Below are 18,689 nucleotides of genomic sequence, written 5' to 3'. Positions count from 1 at the left end.
TCATGACAGATACCACCTATTGCGGCTTTGTCGCCATCGTGGGCCGCCCCAACGTGGGCAAGTCCACCCTGCTCAACAAGTTGCTCGGCCAGAAGGTCAGCATCACCTCGAAGAAGCCCCAGACTACCCGTCACCGGATCCTGGGGATCGACACCGAGGAGAACCATCAGACCATCTATGTGGATACCCCGGGTCTGCACATCGAGGAGAAGCGGGCCATCAACCGCCTGATGAACCGCGCCGCCACCAGTTCCCTGGGGGACGTGGCCATGGTGGTGTTCGTGGTGGACGGCACCCACTGGACCAAGGATGACGAGATGGTGCTGGGCAAGCTGCGCCACCTCAAGTGCCCCGTGGTGCTGGCGGTCAACAAGATCGACAACGTCAAGGAGAAAGAGGATCTGCTGCCGCACCTCGAGTGGCTGGGTCAGCAGATGAACTTTGCCCACATCCTGCCCATCAGTGCCGAGAAGGGCACTAACGTGGAGAAGATCCGCGAGTGGGCCAAGGATCTGCTGCCGGAGAACGTCCACTTCTTCCCGGAAGATTACGTGACCGACCGCTCTTCCCGCTTCATGGCCTCCGAGATCATCCGCGAGAAGCTGATGCGCTTCACCGGCGAGGAGCTGCCCTATTCGGTGACGGTGGAAATCGAGCGCTTCAAGGTGGAGGAGACCGGTCTCTACCACATCCACGGGCTCATCCTGGTGGAGCGCGAAGGCCAGAAGAAAATGGTCATCGGCAACAAGGGCGAGAAGATCAAGACCATCGGCACAGAGGCGCGCATCGACATGGAACGGCTGTTCCAGAACAAGGTGCATCTCGAGCTGTGGGTCAAGGTCAAGTCCGGCTGGGCCGACGACGAGCGGGCCCTGCGCAGCCTCGGGTATGGCGACGACTGATTGCTGACCCCGGCTTTCGTCATCCACAGTCGGCCCTATCGGGAGACCAGCCAGCTGGTCGAGGTCTTCACCCAGGATAGCGGTCGATTCACCCTGGTGGCTCGCGGTTCCCGCGGGCCACGCTCCTCTCTGAAGGGGCTGCTTCAGCCCTTCACCCTGCTCACCATTGCCTGGCGCGGCAAGGGGGATCTCAAGAACCTCACCCAGGTGGAGTGCCCGGATCACTCGTTGCGCCTCGGCGGGGATCGTCTCTTCTACGGCCTCTATCTCAACGAGCTGGTCTACTACCTGCTGGAAGCGCACACCCCCTTCCCCGAGGTGTTCGACGCCTATGCCCGTGCCATCATGGCCCTGGCGGACGGCGAGACCCCGGAGCTGCCCCTGCGCCGCTTCGAGTTCCTGCTGCTGCAGGCCCTGGGCTACGCGGTGGACTTCGAATATGCCGCAGACGACGACTCCCCCATCGACCCCACCCTGCTCTACGGCTTCGAGCGGGAGCTCGGCTTTGTCGCTTGCGAGCGGGCGCCGGATCCCCGTACCCTGTTCCTCGGCGCCCACCTGCTGGCCTTCGCCGAGGGGCGTTTCGACACGCCCCCCTTGCTGCAGGCGGCCAAGCGTTTCAGCCGGCTGGCGCTGCAGCCCTATCTCGGCAAGCGTCAACTGAAGAGCAGGGAGCTCTTTTTGAAGCGAAAAGGCAGTGTTTCAAGCTGATTTTTATTATCTGGTGATGTTTTGTGTTTATGACATCGCCTTTCATGAACAATAATGCTGTCGCCGTGGCCAGAACCGGGCTGCGGCGGCACATGGACAGAGGAGCGGGCTTCACCCGCCCCGGCATTCACAGATGACCTGTATCAAGGAGTAAGCAATGAGCGAGATCTACCTGGGTGTGAACATCGACCATATCGCCACCCTGCGCAACGCCCGCGGCACCCAGTATCCGGATCCGGTACAGGCCGCCTTCGTGGCCGAGCAGGCCGGTGCCGATGGCATCACGGTCCACCTGCGGGAAGATCGCCGCCACATCACCGACCGGGACGTGGAGATCCTGCGCCAGACCATCCAGACCAGGATGAATCTGGAGATGGCGGTGACCGAGGAGATGATCGGCATCGCCTGCCGCATCAAGCCCCACTTTGTCTGCCTGGTGCCGGAGAAGCGCACCGAGGTGACCACCGAGGGTGGTCTGGACGTGGCGGGCCAGCTGGACAAGGTGACCGATGCGGTGACCCGCCTGGCCGCCGTGGGCGCCCAGGTGTCGCTCTTCATCGATGCGGATCCGCTGCAGATCGATGCGGCCGCCGCGAGCGGTGCTCCCTTCATCGAGATCCACACCGGCCGCTACGCCGATGCCACCACGGATGCCGAGCGCAACGCCGAGTTCAAGCGCATCGCCGCCGGTGCTTCCTACGCCGCTGGCAAGGGCTTGAAGGTCAATGCGGGCCACGGTCTGCACTACCACAACGTCAAGGCCATCGCCGCCATCCCCGAGCTCTATGAGCTCAACATCGGTCACGCCATCATCGGCCGCGCCGCCTTCGACGGTCTGGCCAAGGCGGTCAGCGACATGCGTGCGCTGATGCAGGAAGCCCGTCAGGGGATCTGATGCCGCTTCGCAGGTATGAAAACCACAAGGGACGCTTCGGCGTCCCTTGTGGTTTTCAGGAATGGAAGGCGGGGTGAACCCCGTGCTCATCTGGCATGGGGCCGGGCATCCGTGTGCAGAGGGCGAAAGGGAAGGGGCGCCTCAGCCTGGTTCCGGGAAGTAGCGCTCCAGCAGGGCGGTGAGGATGGCCTGGCACTCGGCATCCGGCTCGCCGGAGACCAGGGCGGGGCGAAAGTGAAGCTGGAAGGCGCGCAGGGCGGCGCGGCTCTGCTCATCCCAGGCGCCGTGCTGGGGGAGGCCGTAGCCGTAACGGGCAAGCTGCTGCTGCCATTGCAGCGCATCCCAGGGGATGAGCTGCGTCTGGCGCAGCTCGGCCACCCGGGCCTCGTCGGGCCAGGCGCCGACACCGTAGCGCAGGGCGAGCTCGCGCCAGGGGAACCGGGGGCCGGGATCCTGCTTGCGCTCGGGGGCGACGTCGCTGTGGGCCAGCACCTGGGTGGGGGGGATCTGGTAGCGTTCGACCAGATCCCGGGCGAGGGCGCCGAGGGCGGCGATCTGGGCCGGGGAATAGGGTTGCCAGTGTCTCAGATGGGCGGGCAGGGCCGCGTCTTTCTCGTCATACCCGAGATTCACTATCTCGATGCCGAGCGAACTGGCGTTGAGCCCGGCGTAGTGATGCCAGCGACTGCGTCCGGCGTGCCAGGCCCGCTGGCTGTCGGGCACCAGCTGGTAGACCGGGAACGGTTGCTCGTCGGTGTCGCGGGGGAGCAGGTAGTGGGCGCTCACCTTGTGCTCCGGCTCGGTCAGCAGGCGCAGGGAGCGGGCATCCTCTTCATCCGTGTAGTGCAGGATGAGAAAGGCGATGCGCTCGTTCTGGCTGGCGCTCTGATGCTCCTGATTGAGCCGATAGGGTGCAGGCTGGCAGGCGCCGAGCAGCAGGATGAGGGGCAGTGACCAGAACCAGCGCGCCGCGAACCGACACGCACCGCCGCTCGCCGACGGGCGTGGAGTCAGCAGGCGGCGCCAGCCCATGGTCTAGCCTCGCACCTGGCCGGAGGCGGTCATCAGGGCCCGGGCTTGTATTTGGCGGTGAGGCCAATCAGGAAGTTGCGCAGGATCTGATCCCCGCAATCCTGATAGTGCTTGTGATCCCTGGCGCGGAACAGGGCACTCAGCTCGGACTTGGAGAGGTTGAAGTTCGCGAGCTTGAGGGTGCCCAGCATCTCCTCTTCCTTGTAGTTGAGGCCGATGCGCAGCTTGCGCAGGATCAGGTTGTTGTTGATCCGGTTCGGGATCACCTGGGGCGGGGCATCTTCCCGCACACCGCGGCGCAGGGCGATGAAGCCGTCGAGGAACTGGCTCAGTGCCGAGTCCGGGCAGGCGGCGAAGCCCGCTTCCTGTGCCTCGCCCTCTTCGGCCTCTTTCATCAGCCAGCCGTGCAACTGGGCATGGGTGATGGCCAGATTGCCCTTGGCAAAGATCTCGACCATCTGGTCGTTGCTGATGCTGAGGGCATAGCGCAGGCGGCGCAGAATATCGTTGTTGGTCATGTTGACTCCTGTGGAAACGGCGCAGATGTTACCACCTGCCGCCTGTCCAGTCAGAAAAAGCGCCTCAGTCGGTCAGGGCCAGGTAGCGGGGGGCCTCTTGCCTCACCTGCTCCAGGGCATCCTGCAGCTCCAGCAATTCGGGCTCCAGATCGCTCACGGCGACCCCGTCGCGCAGCTGCTGCTCGAGCTGGGAGAGCAGGCGTTGCAGACCCGGCACCCCGGAGTAGGCGCAGCCACCGTTGAGGCGGTGGAGCTGGGCCAGCACGTCTGCATCCTCGGCACTCCCTTCCAGCGCCGCCGCCAGGATGGGCTCCACCTCGTCGAAGCTGGCCAGCAACATGGTCAGCATCTCCCGGGCGAGGGCTGGCTTGCCGGCGGCCTGACGCACGGCGAGGGGCCAGTCTATCTGCTGATCCCCGTGATTCTGGTGCCGTCGGTGGGCGAAGTCGGTGATGAGCTGCGCCAGCATCCCCTCGTCGATGGGTTTGGCCAGGTAGTCGTCCATGCCCTGGCGAATGAGGCGCTCCCGCTCACCGGGAATGGCATGGGCGGTGACCGCGACGATGGGGGTCTCGGTGTTGAGGGAGTGGTGGCGGATCGCCTGGGTGGCGCTGATGCCGTCCATGACGGGCATCTGGATATCCATGAAGATGATGTCGAACGGCTGGCTCTGGGCCAGGTTGACCGCCTCCTTGCCGTTCTTGCACACCACTACCTCGGTCACCATCTCCTTGAGCATGGCGGCGATGAGCTTGAGGTTGGCGGCGTTGTCATCCACCGCCAGCACCTTGACCGCCTGCACGCTGCGCGGCGTCGGCGCGGGCAGGGGGGCACGGCGTACCGCCTCGGGGGAGAGCAGGGCGTGCAGCAACTTGCGATGGTTGATGGGCTTGGAGAGGCAGTGGACGGCGCCGTGGGCCAGCATGGCGTCGTAGAGGGCCGGCTCGTGGCTGCTGAGCAGCACTATGGTGTTCTGCTGGCCGTCCAGTCCGTCGAGACGGGCAATCACCTGCTGCGGGCTGTGCAGGGTGCTGCTGCCGATGAGCACCATGTCCTGGCTGCTCATCGGGGGCCACTCCTCGTCCACCGTCAGGGAGTGCACATCCAGGTGCCACTCTCCCAGCAGGGCGAGCAGGGAGGCGTGAGTGAAGGGATCCGGCTCCAGCAGCCAGACCCGCTTGCCCTGGATGCGATCCAGCGGAAGCCGCTCGCTCTGGGGCAGGGGCGAGACATCCAGATCGAGGTGGAACGAGAAGACCGACCCCTTGCCGAGTTCGGATTCGAAGCGGATCTGGCCCCCCATCTGCTGCACCAGCTTCTGGGTGATGACGAGCCCGAGCCCGGTGCCCCCATAGCGGCGGGAGATGGAGGAGTCTGCCTGGTTGAAGGCCTGGAACAACTGGCGCTGCTGCTCTTCCGAGATGCCGATGCCGGTATCGCGAATCAGCACCCGCAGGCGCACCTTGTTGCCGCTGGATTCCCCGGTCTGCTCGACACGCACGTCCACGTTGCCGCGCTCGGTGAACTTGATGGCGTTGCCGGTGAGGTTGGTGAGCACCTGCTGCAGGCGCATGGGGTCGCCGGTGAGGTAGTCCGGCACGGCGGCATCCACCTGGAGGGAGAGTTCGAGCTGCTTGTCGTGGGCGCTCGGCCCCAGCAGGTGCATGGTCTCGTTGAGGGTGTCCCGCAGGCTGAAGGGGATGTGCTCGAGCTGCAGCTTGCCCGCCTCCAGCTTGGAGAAGTCGAGGATGTCGTTGATGATCCCAAGGAGGTTGCGCGCCGACTTCTCGATGGTCTGCATGTAGTCGGTCTGGCTCGGGGTCAGGCTGGTCTTGAGCAGCTGGCGGGTGAAGCCGATGACCCCGTTGAGCGGGGTGCGCAGCTCGTGGGACATGTTGGCGAGGAACTCGGACTTGACCCTGGCCGCCTCCTGGGCGCGCTTCTTCGCCATGTCGAGCTCGACGTTCTGGATCTCGATCTGCTCGAGGGTCTCCCGCAGATCCGACGTCGCCTGATCGATGTTCTGCTGCATCTCCTCGTGATATTCGGAGAGCGCCTTGGCCATGGCGTTGATGCCGTTCTTGAGCATGTCCAGCTCGCCGGTGAGCTGGCCGCTGACCCGGGTATCGAGCCGCCCCTCCCTGATCCGGTGCACCGCCTGCACCATGTCGGTGATGGGCTGGGTCACGCTCTTGACCAGACGGAAGCCGAACAGGGCGCTGATGGCCAGCCCGATGAGCACGATGATGACCGCGAAGAAGGCGTCGCGGTACTGCAGGACGATGGCCCTGTCCGTGGCGAGCTGCATGGAGATGTAGCCGATGACCGGCGGCTCCAGATCGCTTGGCAGCGGGAAGCCGTCCAGGCTGGTCTCTGCCTGGATGGGGGTGCGCAGTATGATGTCATCGCCGTTGACGGAGACGCTGGTCAGGGCCGGGATGACGCTGCCGTCCGGCAGACGAAGCTGGCTGAAGTCCCTGTGGTAGTTGGACGTCACGAACAGCTGGTTCTCCTGGGTGAAGACGGCGATGGACTTGATGAAGGGCGAGTTCTTGCGATGGGTGAGCCCGATCAGCCGCTTGAGGGATTCGCGGCTGTGCTGTGTCATGCCGTATTCGCTGGCGATGGCCAGGGGCTCGATGATGTTGATGCCCTGATCGATGAGGTTGTTTTCCAGCTGCTGATAGCGGTGGAAGGTGAAATAGCCGGCGATGAGGCCGCCAATGATGAGGGTCGGCAAGATGGTGAAGGCCAGCACCCGGGCCCTGAGACCGTACTTGGTCATGCCGCCGACCCGCCTTTCGCAAGAGAAGCCATGACCCGGGGCGCATGCAGGCACCGGGGTCGGGCAGGCAATACAGTCATTGTCGCTGTACGGGGTCTCAGGCCGTATCCGGTCATATCAATGGGCCACTTTTGGTCAGAATGGACGATGGGGCGGATGCCGCGGCTGGGGCCCTCAGGCCGTATTTGGTCATACGATTATTCTTGTGGGACAATGGTCTGCCGCAGATTCCACAATCATGACATAGCCACCTATAGGCACCAAGTTTTATGGCCCAGTTTTTCAAGCCCCAAAAGAAATCCACCCAGCCCCAACGTATTGAATTTACGGTAGACAGTCTGGATCACCACTGTGTCGGCGTCGGCCGTCATCAGGGCAAGGCCATCTTCGTCGAAGGGGCGCTGCCCGGCGAGGCCATCAAGGCCCGCATCATCGACGACAAGAAGCACTATGCCCACGCTGCCTTGCAACAGGTGGTGACCCCGGCGGCCAACCGGGTCGCCCCCTTCTGCGACCACTATCGCGAGTGTGGCGGTTGCAGTGCCCAGCACCTGGGAGAGGGAGATCAACTGGCGGCCAAGGAGGCGGGACTGGTCAGCCTGTTCGAGCGCCTTGGCAACATCCAGGCGCCGGCGCTGGCACCTGCGCTGACGGGGGAGTCCCGCGCCTACCGCCGGGTCTGCCGTCTGGCCATCAAGTTTGACAAGAACGGTCGCTGCACCCGGGTGGGCTTTCGTCGTCGCCAGTCGAACGATCTGGTAGAGATTGCTGGCTGTCCTGTGCTGGCCGAGCCCCTCTCTGCTCTTATCGCCCCTCTGCGCGAATGCCTCAACCGGCTGAAGAGCCAGCGCGAACTGGGCCATGCGGAACTCATTCAGGGGGAGCAGGGCATGCTGATGCTGCTGCGCCACACCGGTCGCCCCACCGAGGCGGATCGGGCGCACTTGACTGAGTTTGCCACCGCCCAGGGGATAGACCTCTATCTGCAGGCGGCGGACGAGCAGATCGAACCTCTGCGTCAACAGTCTCAGCCAAGTTACACGCTGGATGGCCTGTCTCTTGCATTCGCTCCCGGCGACTTCATCCAGGTCAACGGGCCCGTCAACCAGCGCATGGTGGAGCAGGCATTGAGCTGGCTCGACGCAGGCAAGGATGACAAGGTGCTGGACCTCTTCTGCGGCATCGGCAACTTCACCCTGCCGCTGGCCCGTCAGGCCCGCGAAGTGGTGGGGGTGGAAGGGGAGCTCGCCATGGTGACGCGTGCACAGGAGAATGCCCGCCGCAACGGCATCGACAACGCCCGCTTCTACAAGGCGGACTTGAGCGGTGACATCGTGGGCATGTCCTGGGCCCGGGAAGGGTTCGATCTGGTACTGCTGGATCCGGCCAGACCCGGGGCGCTGGAGGTGATGAGCCACGTGGTGGCACTTTCCCCCAAACGGGTGGTCTATGTTTCCTGTAACCCGGTCACCCTGGCCCGTGACAGCCAGGTGCTGGTGCAGGGGGGCTACAAGCTGACCCGTCTGGGGATGCTGGACATGTTCCCCCACACCGGTCATCTGGAGTCCATGGCGCTGTTCGAACGGGGCTGAGTCGAGGCGACCGCATTATTCTGGATGAATCAAGATGCGGTCGTGATGATTTTTCGATGTGCATGATGCTGCCAGAGTGAGGTAAAACAGGTGTTTTTCGCTGCCTTCAACGGGCAGGGCAGCATGCGGTTATCTTGGTTTTCCAGCGGCGGCAGCGCTGTTTGAGCGGGAGTGATTAGGGTAATCTAGGTCGTCGATAGTGGATCGGATGCGGGGAAGAGCCCTGTCACCTTGCGCGGTGACATGCCTTGAAAACTCTTTCATGCATCCCCATTTGAGGCAGTCATCAGTTGATGAGGGGATGAGGAGAGCATCGGCTTTCGACCCCACACTTTTAAGGATTGATACCATGGTTGCGGTGCGCGATATTCATTTGAAAGACAATTTCACTCTGGATGAGTGGGTCAGTTCCCTTACCCTGAGTGAAAGTGACAAGAATCAGCTGCGAACCGTCTACCAGTATTGCCTGACCCTGGGTGACGAAGCGCTCACCAACCGCCTGCTGGTGCGCGGGGTCGAGATGGTGGGCATCCTGCTGATGCTCAGCATGGATCTCGCCACCCTCAAGGCCGCCATTCTCTATCCCTTCGTCGAAGCCGGTCTCATCAGCCAGGAAAAGGTGAACGAGGACTTCGGCCCCAAGATCGCCAAGCTGGTGGAAGGGGTGCTGGAGATGGAGGCCATTCGCTCCCTGCAAACCCTTCACCGCAGCGAAACCTCGCCGGAGCAGGTGGACAACGTGCGCCGCATGCTGCTCGCCATGGTCGAGGACGTGCGCGCCGTGGTCATCAAGCTGGCGGAGCGCATCGCCTGCCTGCGTGAGGCGAAGAAAGCGGATGAGGAGACCCGGGTGCTGATGGCCCAGGAGATCACCAACATCTATGCCCCCCTTGCGAACCGCCTCGGTATCGGTCAGCTCAAGTGGGAGCTCGAGGATCTCGCCTTCCGCTACCTGCACCCGGACACCTACAAGCAGATCGCCAAGCAACTGGACGAGAAACGGCTCGACCGCGAGCGCTACATCCGTGAATTCGTGCAGTCTCTGCGCGATGCCCTGGCCGAGGCCGGCGTCGAGGCCGAGGTCTATGGCCGACCGAAACACATCTACAGCATCTGGCGCAAGATGCAGAAGAAGCACCTCGAATTCAACGAGCTGTTCGATGTGCGCGCGGTGCGGGTGATCACCAAGCGGCTGCAGGATTGCTACGCGGCGCTCGGTATCGTTCACACCCATTTCCACCATATTCCCCGCGAATTTGACGACTATGTCGCCAACCCCAAGCCCAATGGCTACCAGTCCATCCACACTGTGGTGGTGGGGGAGGAGGGCAAGACGGTGGAGATCCAGATCCGTACCGAGCAGATGCATCAGGATGCGGAGCTCGGTGTGGCTGCGCACTGGCGCTACAAGGAAGGGGCACAGGCCGCTGCCAAGACCAGCACCTTCGAAGACAAGATCGAATGGCTGCGCAAACTCCTCGCCTGGCAGGAGGATCTCTCGGAGAGCGGCTCCTTGCTGGACGATCTGCGCAGTCAGGTGTTCGAGGACAGGGTTTATGTCTTCACTCCCAAGGGCGATGTCATCGACCTGCCGGCAGGGGCGACGCCGCTCGACTTCGCCTATCACGTGCACAGCATGATCGGTCACCGCTGCATCGGCACCAAGATCGACGGTCGCATCGTGCCCTTCACCTATACGCTGCAAACCGGTGATCAGGTGGAGGTGATCACCCAGAAGGAGCCGAACCCGAGCCGCGACTGGATGAACCCGAACGCCGGCTTCCTGCGCTCCAGCCGGGCGCGGGCCAAAGTGGCCACCTGGTTCAGAAAGCTGGACCGGGACAAGAACATCGCCGCTGGCAAGGAGCTGCTGGAGAAAGAGCTGGACAGACACAACCTCACCCTCTCCAAGGTGGACAAGGTGGTGCTGGAGCGCTTCCATGCGGAGGAGCTGGAAGATTTGCTGGCCGGTATCGGCAGCGGCGACATCCGCATCAACCAGCTGCTCAATTATCTGGACACCCGCTACAACAAGCCGACGGCGGAAGAAGAAGATCGCCGTCTGCTGGAGAAGCTGGAGCAGAAGGCCAATGTGCCCTTCCGCCCCAAACCCAAGGATCACATAGTAGTGGAAGGGGTGGGCAACCTGATGACTCACATCGCCCGCTGCTGCCAGCCCATCCCGGGGGACGCCATCCAGGGCTTCATCACCATGGGACGGGGGGTTTCCATCCACCGGGAAGATTGCGAGCAGCTCAAGGAGCTGTCGCGTCGCAACCCGGAGCGCCTGATCGATGCGGTCTGGGGGGAGAACTACTCCGGCGGTTACGGTCTCACCATCCGCATTCTCTCCAACGACAGATCCGGTCTGCTGCGCGACATCACCACCGTGCTCGCCAACGAGAAGATCAACGTGATGGGAGTGCGTTCGCGCTCCAACGTGCGCGAGCAGACCGCCGAAATAGACATGGAGCTGGAGATTTACAACATCAACGCCTTCAACCGGGCGTTGGCCAAGCTCAGTCAGCTCAACGACGTGATCAGCGCCAAGCGGCTGTAATGCTCAACCGACCGGCCCCAGTGGCCGGTCTGCATTTTCTCCCTCCTTGTAGAGCATTGAAGACGGATATCACGCGCCCCATCTCCGTCCGCCATGGCGCCACATCATGTGGAACAGTGGCGTGAGCGGATATTCATGAACCCCATTTACCGAATCGAAAGTGAGTTGCCCATGTCCCAACGCTACGACCTTCCCCAACTGCTCGACATCATGGCCAGATTGCGTGACCCGAACGGGGGCTGTCCCTGGGATCTCAAGCAGAGCTTCCAGACCATAGTGCCGCACACCCTGGAGGAGGCCTACGAGGTGGCGGATGCCATCGAGAGCGAAGATTGGCAAGGGCTGAAGGGGGAACTCGGTGATCTGCTGTTCCAGGTCGTGTTCTATGCCCAGCTCGGCAAGGAGCAGGGGTTGTTCGACTTTGCCGACATCGTCGATACCGTGAGCGAGAAGCTCATTCGCCGCCACCCCCATGTTTTCTCCGATGTCGATCTCGGTGACGAGAAGGCGGTCAAAGCGAACTGGGAGGCGGAAAAGGCGAAAGAGCGTGCGGCGCTCGACAAGGAGAGCGTGCTGGACGATATCCCCCTCTCCCTGCCTGCCCTGACCCGGGCAGCCAAGATCCAGAAGCGCTGCGCCACCGTCGGTTTTGACTGGAAGACCCTGGGGCCCGTGGTGGACAAGATCCACGAGGAGATCGAGGAGGTGATAGAAGAGGCGTTGATGGCGGATGTGGACGAGGGGCGGGTGAGCGACGAGCTCGGTGATCTCTTGTTCGCCACCGTCAACCTGGTGCGCCATCTGGGCAAGGATCCCGAGCAGGTGCTGAGGGCTGCCAACACCAAGTTTGAGCGTCGTTTTCGTCAGGTTGAATACTTTATTTCCGCAGAAGGTCTGAAAATGACGGATTGCTCCCTGGAGAAGCTGGACGAGGCCTGGAACAAGGCCAAGGAAACCGAGCAAAGTTGATTTGGCGCAAGACGAGGCGGCGGGGAGCCTGATAGATTTTTGTTCATTGTTTGGGAGTGGGGGTTTTGGTATACTGTTTCCCCGTCCTGCTTCATCCCCGAAGCACCCCTTAAAATTCCCTAAACTTCTTTCAGGTTCAGCATGACGACCAAATATATTTTTGTGACTGGTGGCGTTGTTTCATCCCTCGGCAAAGGCATTGCCGCAGCTTCTCTGGCAGCCATTCTGGAAGCCCGTGGTCTGGATGTGACCATCATGAAACTGGACCCGTACATCAACGTGGATCCGGGCACCATGAGCCCGACCCAGCATGGTGAAGTGTTCGTAACCGAGGACGGGGCCGAAACCGATCTGGATTTGGGCCACTACGAGCGTTTCATCCGCACCAAGATGACCCGCCGCAACAACTTCACCACCGGCCGCATCTATGCAGACGTGCTGCGCAAGGAGCGTCGTGGTGACTATCTGGGCGCCACCATCCAGGTGATCCCGCACATCACCAACGCCATCAAGGAGCGGGTGATTGCCGGTGCCGAAGGCCATCAGGTTGCCATCGTCGAAGTGGGCGGTACCGTGGGCGACATCGAGTCCCTTCCGTTCCTTGAAGCCATTCGTCAGCTGGCGGCCATTGTGGGTCGCAACAATGCCATGTTCATGCACCTGACCCTGGTTCCTTACCTGGCCGCCGCCGGCGAGGTGAAGACCAAGCCGACCCAGCACTCCGTGAAGGAGCTGCTCTCCATCGGTATCCAGCCGGATGTGCTGATCTGCCGCTCCGACCGCGCCATTCCGGCCAACGAGCGCGCCAAGATCGCCCTGTTCTGCAACGTGCCCGAGCGCGCCGTCATCTCCATGAAGGATGTCGACTCCATCTACAAGATCCCGGCGCTGCTGAAATCCCAGGGGCTGGACGGCTACATCACCGAGCGCTTCGGCATCGAGTGCAAAGAAGCCGACCTGGCCGAGTGGGAACAGGTCATCTATGAAGAGGCCAACCCGACTGCCGAAGTCACCATCGGCATGGTGGGCAAGTATGTCTCCCTGCCGGACGCCTACAAGTCCGTCAACGAAGCGCTCAAGCACGGTGGCCTGAAGACCCGTCTCTCCGTCAACATCAAGTACATCGACTCCCAGGACATCGAGACCCGTGGTGCCGAGCTGCTGGAAGGTCTGGATGCGATCCTGGTACCGGGCGGCTTCGGCGAACGCGGCGTGGAAGGCAAGATCCTGGCCGCCAAATATGCCCGCGAGAACAAGATCCCGTACCTCGGTATCTGCCTGGGCATGCAGGTCGCTTTGATCGAATACGCCCGCAACGTGGCGGGCATGGAAGGGGCCCACTCCTCCGAGTTCAAGAAAGACAGCCCGTACCCCGTGGTCGGTCTCATCACCGAGTGGGTGGATGACGAAGGCAACGTCGAGACCCGGACCGAGAAGTCCGATCTGGGCGGTACCATGCGTCTTGGCTCCCAGCTCTGCCACCTGGTGGAAGATTCCAAGGTGCGTCAGATGTACGGCAGCCCGACCATTTACGAGCGCCACCGTCACCGTTATGAAGTGAACAACAAGCTGCTGCCGCAGATTGAAGCGGCAGGTCTGAAGGTGACCGGTCTCTCCGCCGACAAGAAGCTGGTGGAAATCATCGAGATCCCGGATCACCCCTGGTTCGTGGCCGCGCAGTTCCACCCGGAGTTCACCTCGACTCCCCGTGATGGCCACGCCCTGTTCGCCGGTTTTGTGAAGGCGGCGGGCGAGTATCAGAAGCGTAATTTGAAGTAATTGAAAATAAATGCGGTTGGGGCTCTGTGCCACAGCCGCTTTTTTTGGCATATTTTTGTTGTTTTTTTACGAAACCTGAGGAAATACACATGTCCAAGATCGTTAAAGTGATCGGTCGTGAAATCATCGACTCCCGTGGTAACCCGACCGTTGAGGCCGAAGTTCACCTGGAAGGTGGTTTTGTTGGTATGGCAGCCGCTCCGTCTGGCGCGTCCACCGGTTCCCGCGAAGCGCTGGAACTGCGTGACGGCGACAAGAGCCGTTTCCTGGGTAAAGGCGTGCTGAAAGCCATCGAAGCCGTCAACGGCCCGATCGCTCAGGCTCTGCTGGGTAAAGATGCCAAGGACCAGGCCACTGTCGACCAGATCATGATCGACCTCGACGGTACCGAGAACAAATCCAAGTTCGGCGCCAACGCCATCCTGGCTGTTTCCCTGGCCAACGCCAAAGCTGCCGCTGCTGCCAAAGGCATGCCGCTGTACGCCCACATCGCCGAGCTGAATGGCACCCCGGGCGTCTACTCCATGCCGCTGCCCATGATGAACATCATCAACGGTGGTGAGCACGCCGACAACAACGTCGACATCCAGGAGTTCATGATCCAGCCGGTTGGCGCCAAGACCCTGAAAGAAGCCGTTCGCATGGGCGCAGAAGTGTTCCACAACCTGGCCAAAGTGCTGAAGTCCAAGGGCTACAACACTGCCGTCGGTGACGAAGGTGGTTTCGCTCCGAACCTGAAATCCAACGCCGAAGCGCTGGAAGTGATCGCTGAAGCCGTTGCCGCTGCCGGTTACAAACTGGGCACCGACATCACCCTGGCCATGGACTGCGCTGCGTCCGAGTTCTACGACGCAGAGAAGAAAGAGTACAACCTGAAGGGCGAAGGTCGTATCTTCACCTCCAACGGTTTCTCCGACTTCCTGGCTGACCTGACCACCAAGTTCCCGATCGTCTCCATCGAAGATGGCCTGGACGAGTCCGACTGGGAAGGCTTCGCCTACCAGACCGCCGAACTGGGCAAGAAAATCCAGATCGTGGGTGACGACCTGTTCGTAACCAACACCAAGATCCTGAAGCGCGGTATCGACAACGGCATCGCCAACTCCATCCTGATCAAGTTCAACCAGATCGGTTCCCTGACCGAAACTCTGGCTGCCATCAAGATGGCCAAAGACGCTGGCTACACTGCCGTCATCTCCCACCGCTCCGGTGAGACCGAAGACGCGACCATCGCCGACCTGGCTGTGGGTACCGCTGCTGGCCAGATCAAGACCGGTTCCATGAGCCGTTCTGACCGTGTTGCCAAGTACAACCAGCTGATCCGTATCGAAGAAGCCCTGGGTGCCAAGGCTCCGTTCCGTGGTCTGAAAGAAGTGAAGAACCAGGCTTAATTTTCGCCTGCGCTCATGCTTCACAAAGCCCCGCCATCTGGCGGGGCTTTTTCGTTCTGCGCTTATGGGCGTGTGCGAACTGCATTTTTTATTCCGACCAACCCATCCGGCACACAGGCTTTCTTTTGTCTTGCCTGCGAATATGGGAAACTAGGCCGCTTGAAGGAGACTCAGTGCATGCGGCTACTCACTCTTATCCTGCTCCTCCTGTTGGGAGGGCTGCAATATGACCTCTGGCTGGGGAAAAACGGCCTCTCCGACTATCGGGAACTCTCCACCGCCATCGAGCGGCAGCAACAGGACAACCTGGTACTCAAGGATCGCAACAGTCTGATTTACCGCGAAATCGACGATCTTACCTCTGGCCTTGAGGCCATCGAGGAGTTGTCGCGCAACGATCTTGGCTACATCAAGCAGGGCGAGACCTTCTACCGAATCATTCCCAAAGAAAAGGATCAGGTGACGGAGCCTGATGGTGCCCCCTACGATGACTGATAGCCTGAGCGGCCTGACCGCCATCGTCCCGGCTGCCGGTATTGGTAGTCGCATGGGGGCCAGTTGCCCCAAGCAGTACCTGTCCCTGGCAGGGAAATGCATTCTGGAGCACACCCTGGAGCGTCTGCTCTCCCATCCCGCCATCGCCCGTGTGATCGTGGCGCTGGCGCCCCACGACCGCTGGTTTGAGACGCTGACCGTGGCAACCGATCCGCGGGTGCTGCGAGTGGAAGGGGGAAGCGAGCGCGCCTTCTCCGTGCTCAATGCGTTGCACATGGCAGAAGGGGAGTGGGCACTGGTGCATGACGCCGCCCGGCCCTGTCTGACCCACGAGGATCTCGATGCGCTCATTGCTGCCGCCATGGCCTCTGGCGGTGCCATCCTCGGCAGCCGGGTGCGCGATACCATGAAGCGCACCGATGCGGCCGGCAATATCCTCGCCACCGTGGATCGCGAGCAGCTCTGGCATGCCCTGACGCCCCAGATGTTTTTAGTCCGCCCCCTCAAGCGGGCGCTGGAGGAGGGGCTGGCGCTCGGCGCTGCCATCACCGATGAAGCCTCCGCCATGGAACGCGCCGGTTTCCCCGTGCGCATGGTGGAAGGGCGGGCCGATAACATCAAGGTGACCCGGCCGGAAGATCTCTCCCTGGCCGGGCTCTATTTACAGCAACAACGTGCGTGCCGGTCGGCACGACCCGATTCATCCCCAGAGGAGCAGGCATGATCCGCACCGGACATGGTTTTGATGAGACAGATTTCCGTGTATTGAGGAGGGCGCAGGCATGATGCGGATCGGACATGGTTTTGATGTTCACAAGTTTGGCGGGGTCGGTCCCTGCATGCTGGGCGGGGTGGCGGTGCCCTATGAACAGGGCCTGCTGGCCCACTCCGATGGTGACGTGGTGCTGCATGCGGTGAGCGATGCCCTGCTGGGGGCCATCGGCGCTGGCGACATCGGCCGCCACTTCCCCGATACCGCCGCCGAATTCAAGGGCATCGACAGCCGCATCCTGCTGCGGGATGTCTTTGCCCGCGTGCAGCTCGCAGGTTATGCCATCGGCAACCTGGATGTGACCATCATCGCCCAGGCCCCCAAGATGGCCCCCCATATCGACGCCATGTGCGCCGTGCTGGCCGCAGATCTGCAATGTGATTTGAACCGGGTGAACGTCAAGGCGACCACCACCGAACAACTCGGATTCACGGGGCGCAAGGAAGGGATCGCCACCGAAGCCGTCGTCTTGCTGGTGAAACAATGATGCTTGAACAACTTGCCTATCTGCACGGGACGCCCAGTGCTCGCGGCATACTCAAGGCCGAGGCCGCCGACTTCGTGGTCAATGAAGATCTCGGGTTTGCACCTTGTGGCGAGGGGGAACACATCTTCGTCCGGGTACGCAAAACCGGCGAGAATACCGCCTGGGTGGCTGGCCTGCTGGCCGATGCGGCCGGGGTTGCCCGCAATGCGGTGACCTGGGCTGGTCTGAAAGATCGCCATGCGGTGACCGAACAGTGGTTCGGCATCCATCTGCCGGGCAAGGGCGAACCGGATCTCTCGGTCATCGAGAACGACAACATCCGGATCCTTGAGGTGAAGCGCCACAACAAGAAGCTGCGGGTCGGCTATCTCAAGGGCAACCACTTCACCCTGCGCCTCACCGGGCTGGAGCAGGCCGACGGGCTGGAATCCCGTCTGCAGGCGATTGCAACCCAGGGGGTGCCCAACTACTACGGCGAGCAGCGTTTCGGCCGCGGTGGCAACAACCTGGAGGCCGCCAAGGCGATGTTCGCCGGCAAACGGATCAAGGATCGCAACAAGCGCTCCCTCTATCTGTCCGCCGCCCGCAGCATGCTGTTCAATGCCATCGTCAGCGCCCGCATCGAGCAGGGACTGGCCCATCAGCTGCTGGCAGGCGACTGCGTGATGCTCAAGGGCAGCCACTCCATCTTCAGTGAAGAGAGCGTGACGCCCGAGCTCGAGGCGCGCCTTGCCTCCGGAGACGTGCAGCTGACCGCTCCCCAGTGGGGCCGTGGCCGTCTGGCGAGCCAGGGCGCGGCTGCCGAGTTCGAGCAAGGAGTGCTGGCTCCTTATGGTGACTGGTGCGAAGGACTGGAGAAGGCCGGGCTGGATCAGGACAGGCGCCCGCTGCTGCTCAAGCCGGAGCAGATGAGCTGGCAACGGGAGGACGAGGTGCTGACCCTGTCGTTCTTCCTGCCTGCCGGCGCCTTTGCCACCAGCGTGGTACGAGAGTTAATGCAGGCCGAAGAGGCCGATCACGGTTTCAGGAACTCAACCGATGCGAATTCTGGTCAGTAATGACGATGGGGTACACGCCGAGGGCATTCGCGCCCTCAGCGAGGCGTTGCGTGCCTGTGGCGAGGTCGTGGTGGTGGCACCGGATCGCAACCGCAGCGGTGCCAGCCACTCCCTGACGCTGGAAGTGCCGCTGCGGGTCACCCGCCTCGATGCGTCCAGTTTTCACGGCATCAAGAGTTATGCGGTCAAGGGGACGCCGACCGACTGCGTTCATCTGGCGGTCAACGAACTGCTGCGCCCTGAGCCCGACATGGTGGTGGCCGGTATCAATCACGGGGCCAACCTGGGGGATGACGTCATCTACTCGGGGACGGTGGCGGCCGCGACGGAAGGGCGTCATCTTGGTTTCCCCTCCATCGCCGTATCGCTGGTGGGCAAGACTCATTTCGCCAGTGCGGCCCACTACGCCGCCAAGCTGGTGCGGGGGCTGATGGTGCATCCGTTGCCTGCGGATCAGATCCTCAACGTGAATGTGCCGGACCTGCCGCTCGAGCAGATCAAGGGGATCAGGGTGACGCGTCTTGGCAATCGCCACCGGGCGGAGTCGGTGATCCGCACCGAGGATCCCCGTGGTCAGCCCGTCTACTGGATTGGCCCCCCCGGCAACCAGCAGGATGCAGGAGAGGGAACGGACTTTGCCGCCATCGAGCAGGGTTATGTCTCCATCACTCCCCTGACCATCGACATGACGGCCTACGGCAGTCTGTCGACCCTGGGCGCGTGGCTGGATCTGCAGGGATGAC

16 protein-coding genes are annotated in these 18,689 nt (G+C 62.0%); 13 read left to right on the top strand and 3 right to left on the bottom strand.

Annotated elements, in window-relative coordinates; all coding sequences use genetic code 11:
* Positions 1-2 precede the first annotated feature (2 nt).
* The 3 genes from era (at position 3) to pdxJ (ending at position 2,508) form a co-directional block, all read left to right on the top strand.
* The gene (era, locus tag AB5Y54_RS07195; RefSeq protein WP_041211854.1) at positions 3-902 is read left to right on the top strand and encodes a GTPase Era; all 900 of its coding nucleotides are present in this window, start codon (positions 3-5) and stop codon (positions 900-902) included.
* Positions 903-1,613 carry a DNA repair protein RecO gene (recO, locus tag AB5Y54_RS07190; RefSeq protein WP_039040537.1) on the top strand — a complete coding sequence of 237 codons (711 nt, stop codon included), beginning with the start codon at positions 903-905 and terminating at the stop codon, positions 1,611-1,613.
* A 157-nt stretch (positions 1,614-1,770) separates the two neighbouring features.
* The gene (gene pdxJ, locus AB5Y54_RS07185) at positions 1,771-2,508 is read left to right on the top strand and encodes a pyridoxine 5'-phosphate synthase (protein WP_010675636.1); all 738 of its coding nucleotides are present in this window, start codon (positions 1,771-1,773) and stop codon (positions 2,506-2,508) included.
* A gap of 141 nt (positions 2,509-2,649) precedes the next feature.
* On the opposite strand, the gene AB5Y54_RS07180 is transcribed toward pdxJ, so the two are convergent.
* The 3 genes from AB5Y54_RS07180 to barA form a co-directional block, all read right to left on the bottom strand.
* The gene (locus tag AB5Y54_RS07180) at positions 2,650-3,540 is read right to left on the bottom strand and encodes an N-acetylmuramoyl-L-alanine amidase (protein ID WP_201933181.1); all 891 of its coding nucleotides are present in this window, start codon (positions 3,538-3,540) and stop codon (positions 2,650-2,652) included.
* A 32-nt stretch (positions 3,541-3,572) separates the two neighbouring features.
* Positions 3,573-4,058 (bottom strand): DUF1456 family protein, encoded by a 486-nt coding sequence (locus tag AB5Y54_RS07175; protein ID WP_368153406.1) that lies wholly within the window; start codon positions 4,056-4,058, stop codon positions 3,573-3,575.
* A gap of 64 nt (positions 4,059-4,122) precedes the next feature.
* The gene (gene barA, locus AB5Y54_RS07170) at positions 4,123-6,843 is read right to left on the bottom strand and encodes a two-component sensor histidine kinase BarA (RefSeq protein ID WP_041211665.1); all 2,721 of its coding nucleotides are present in this window, start codon (positions 6,841-6,843) and stop codon (positions 4,123-4,125) included.
* A 269-nt stretch (positions 6,844-7,112) separates the two neighbouring features.
* On the opposite strand from barA, the gene rlmD reads away from it, so the two are divergent.
* The 10 genes from rlmD (at position 7,113) to surE (ending at position 18,688) form a co-directional block, all read left to right on the top strand.
* Positions 7,113-8,435: a 23S rRNA (uracil(1939)-C(5))-methyltransferase RlmD gene (gene rlmD / locus AB5Y54_RS07165; protein WP_201933188.1), complete on the top strand. Its 1,323-nt coding sequence runs from the start codon at positions 7,113-7,115 to the stop codon at positions 8,433-8,435.
* A gap of 349 nt (positions 8,436-8,784) precedes the next feature.
* Positions 8,785-10,995 (top strand): GTP diphosphokinase, encoded by a 2,211-nt coding sequence (gene relA, locus AB5Y54_RS07160; protein WP_010675631.1) that lies wholly within the window; start codon positions 8,785-8,787, stop codon positions 10,993-10,995.
* Between the two features lie 171 nt (positions 10,996-11,166).
* Positions 11,167-11,964 (top strand): nucleoside triphosphate pyrophosphohydrolase, encoded by a 798-nt coding sequence (mazG, locus tag AB5Y54_RS07155; protein WP_201996496.1) that lies wholly within the window; start codon positions 11,167-11,169, stop codon positions 11,962-11,964.
* 141 nt (positions 11,965-12,105) lie between these two features.
* Complete coding sequence (gene pyrG / locus AB5Y54_RS07150) at positions 12,106-13,743, top strand: glutamine hydrolyzing CTP synthase (protein WP_039041042.1); 1,638 nt, start codon at positions 12,106-12,108, stop codon at positions 13,741-13,743.
* 89 nt (positions 13,744-13,832) lie between these two features.
* Positions 13,833-15,134 (top strand): phosphopyruvate hydratase, encoded by a 1,302-nt coding sequence (gene eno / locus AB5Y54_RS07145; protein ID WP_043154803.1) that lies wholly within the window; start codon positions 13,833-13,835, stop codon positions 15,132-15,134.
* A 177-nt stretch (positions 15,135-15,311) separates the two neighbouring features.
* Entirely contained in the window at positions 15,312-15,629 is a 318-nt protein-coding gene (gene ftsB, locus AB5Y54_RS07140) for a cell division protein FtsB (RefSeq protein ID WP_010675628.1), read from the top strand.
* Positions 15,622-16,353: a 2-C-methyl-D-erythritol 4-phosphate cytidylyltransferase gene (ispD, locus tag AB5Y54_RS07135; RefSeq protein ID WP_010675627.1), complete on the top strand. Its 732-nt coding sequence runs from the start codon at positions 15,622-15,624 to the stop codon at positions 16,351-16,353. Before ftsB ends, ispD begins: the two co-directional genes overlap by 8 nt.
* A gap of 58 nt (positions 16,354-16,411) precedes the next feature.
* Complete coding sequence (gene ispF / locus AB5Y54_RS07130) at positions 16,412-16,888, top strand: 2-C-methyl-D-erythritol 2,4-cyclodiphosphate synthase (RefSeq protein WP_010675626.1); 477 nt, start codon at positions 16,412-16,414, stop codon at positions 16,886-16,888.
* Positions 16,888-17,946: a tRNA pseudouridine(13) synthase TruD gene (truD, locus tag AB5Y54_RS07125; protein WP_104456007.1), complete on the top strand. Its 1,059-nt coding sequence runs from the start codon at positions 16,888-16,890 to the stop codon at positions 17,944-17,946. Before ispF ends, truD begins: the two co-directional genes overlap by 1 nt.
* A complete protein-coding gene (gene surE, locus AB5Y54_RS07120; RefSeq protein ID WP_104454747.1) occupies positions 17,927-18,688 on the top strand; it encodes a 5'/3'-nucleotidase SurE in 762 nt (253 codons plus the stop codon). Before truD ends, surE begins: the two co-directional genes overlap by 20 nt.
* Position 18,689 lies beyond the last annotated feature (1 nt).

The sequence above is a fragment of the Aeromonas sp. s9 genome, assembly GCF_040907765.1.
Lineage (GTDB): Bacteria > Pseudomonadota > Gammaproteobacteria > Enterobacterales > Aeromonadaceae > Aeromonas > Aeromonas caviae.
This window is presented reverse-complemented; position numbering and strand designations above follow the sequence as displayed.

Coding starts and splice junctions, on each gene's coding strand:
- relA (WP_010675631.1), top strand. CDS start 8,785: ATGGTTGCGGTGCGCGATATTCATTTGAAAGACAATTTCACTCTGGAT.
- ftsB (WP_010675628.1), top strand. CDS start 15,312: ATGCGGCTACTCACTCTTATCCTGCTCCTCCTGTTGGGAGGGCTGCAA.
- ispF (WP_010675626.1), top strand. CDS start 16,412: ATGATGCGGATCGGACATGGTTTTGATGTTCACAAGTTTGGCGGGGTC.
- rlmD (WP_201933188.1), top strand. CDS start 7,113: ATGGCCCAGTTTTTCAAGCCCCAAAAGAAATCCACCCAGCCCCAACGT.
- pyrG (WP_039041042.1), top strand. CDS start 12,106: ATGACGACCAAATATATTTTTGTGACTGGTGGCGTTGTTTCATCCCTC.
- surE (WP_104454747.1), top strand. CDS start 17,927: ATGCGAATTCTGGTCAGTAATGACGATGGGGTACACGCCGAGGGCATT.
- AB5Y54_RS07175 (WP_368153406.1), bottom strand. CDS start 4,058: ATGACCAACAACGATATTCTGCGCCGCCTGCGCTATGCCCTCAGCATC.
- pdxJ (WP_010675636.1), top strand. CDS start 1,771: ATGAGCGAGATCTACCTGGGTGTGAACATCGACCATATCGCCACCCTG.
- truD (WP_104456007.1), top strand. CDS start 16,888: ATGCTTGAACAACTTGCCTATCTGCACGGGACGCCCAGTGCTCGCGGC.
- mazG (WP_201996496.1), top strand. CDS start 11,167: ATGTCCCAACGCTACGACCTTCCCCAACTGCTCGACATCATGGCCAGA.
- ispD (WP_010675627.1), top strand. CDS start 15,622: ATGACTGATAGCCTGAGCGGCCTGACCGCCATCGTCCCGGCTGCCGGT.
- barA (WP_041211665.1), bottom strand. CDS start 6,843: ATGACCAAGTACGGTCTCAGGGCCCGGGTGCTGGCCTTCACCATCTTG.
- AB5Y54_RS07180 (WP_201933181.1), bottom strand. CDS start 3,540: ATGGGCTGGCGCCGCCTGCTGACTCCACGCCCGTCGGCGAGCGGCGGT.
- era (WP_041211854.1), top strand. CDS start 3: ATGACAGATACCACCTATTGCGGCTTTGTCGCCATCGTGGGCCGCCCC.
- eno (WP_043154803.1), top strand. CDS start 13,833: ATGTCCAAGATCGTTAAAGTGATCGGTCGTGAAATCATCGACTCCCGT.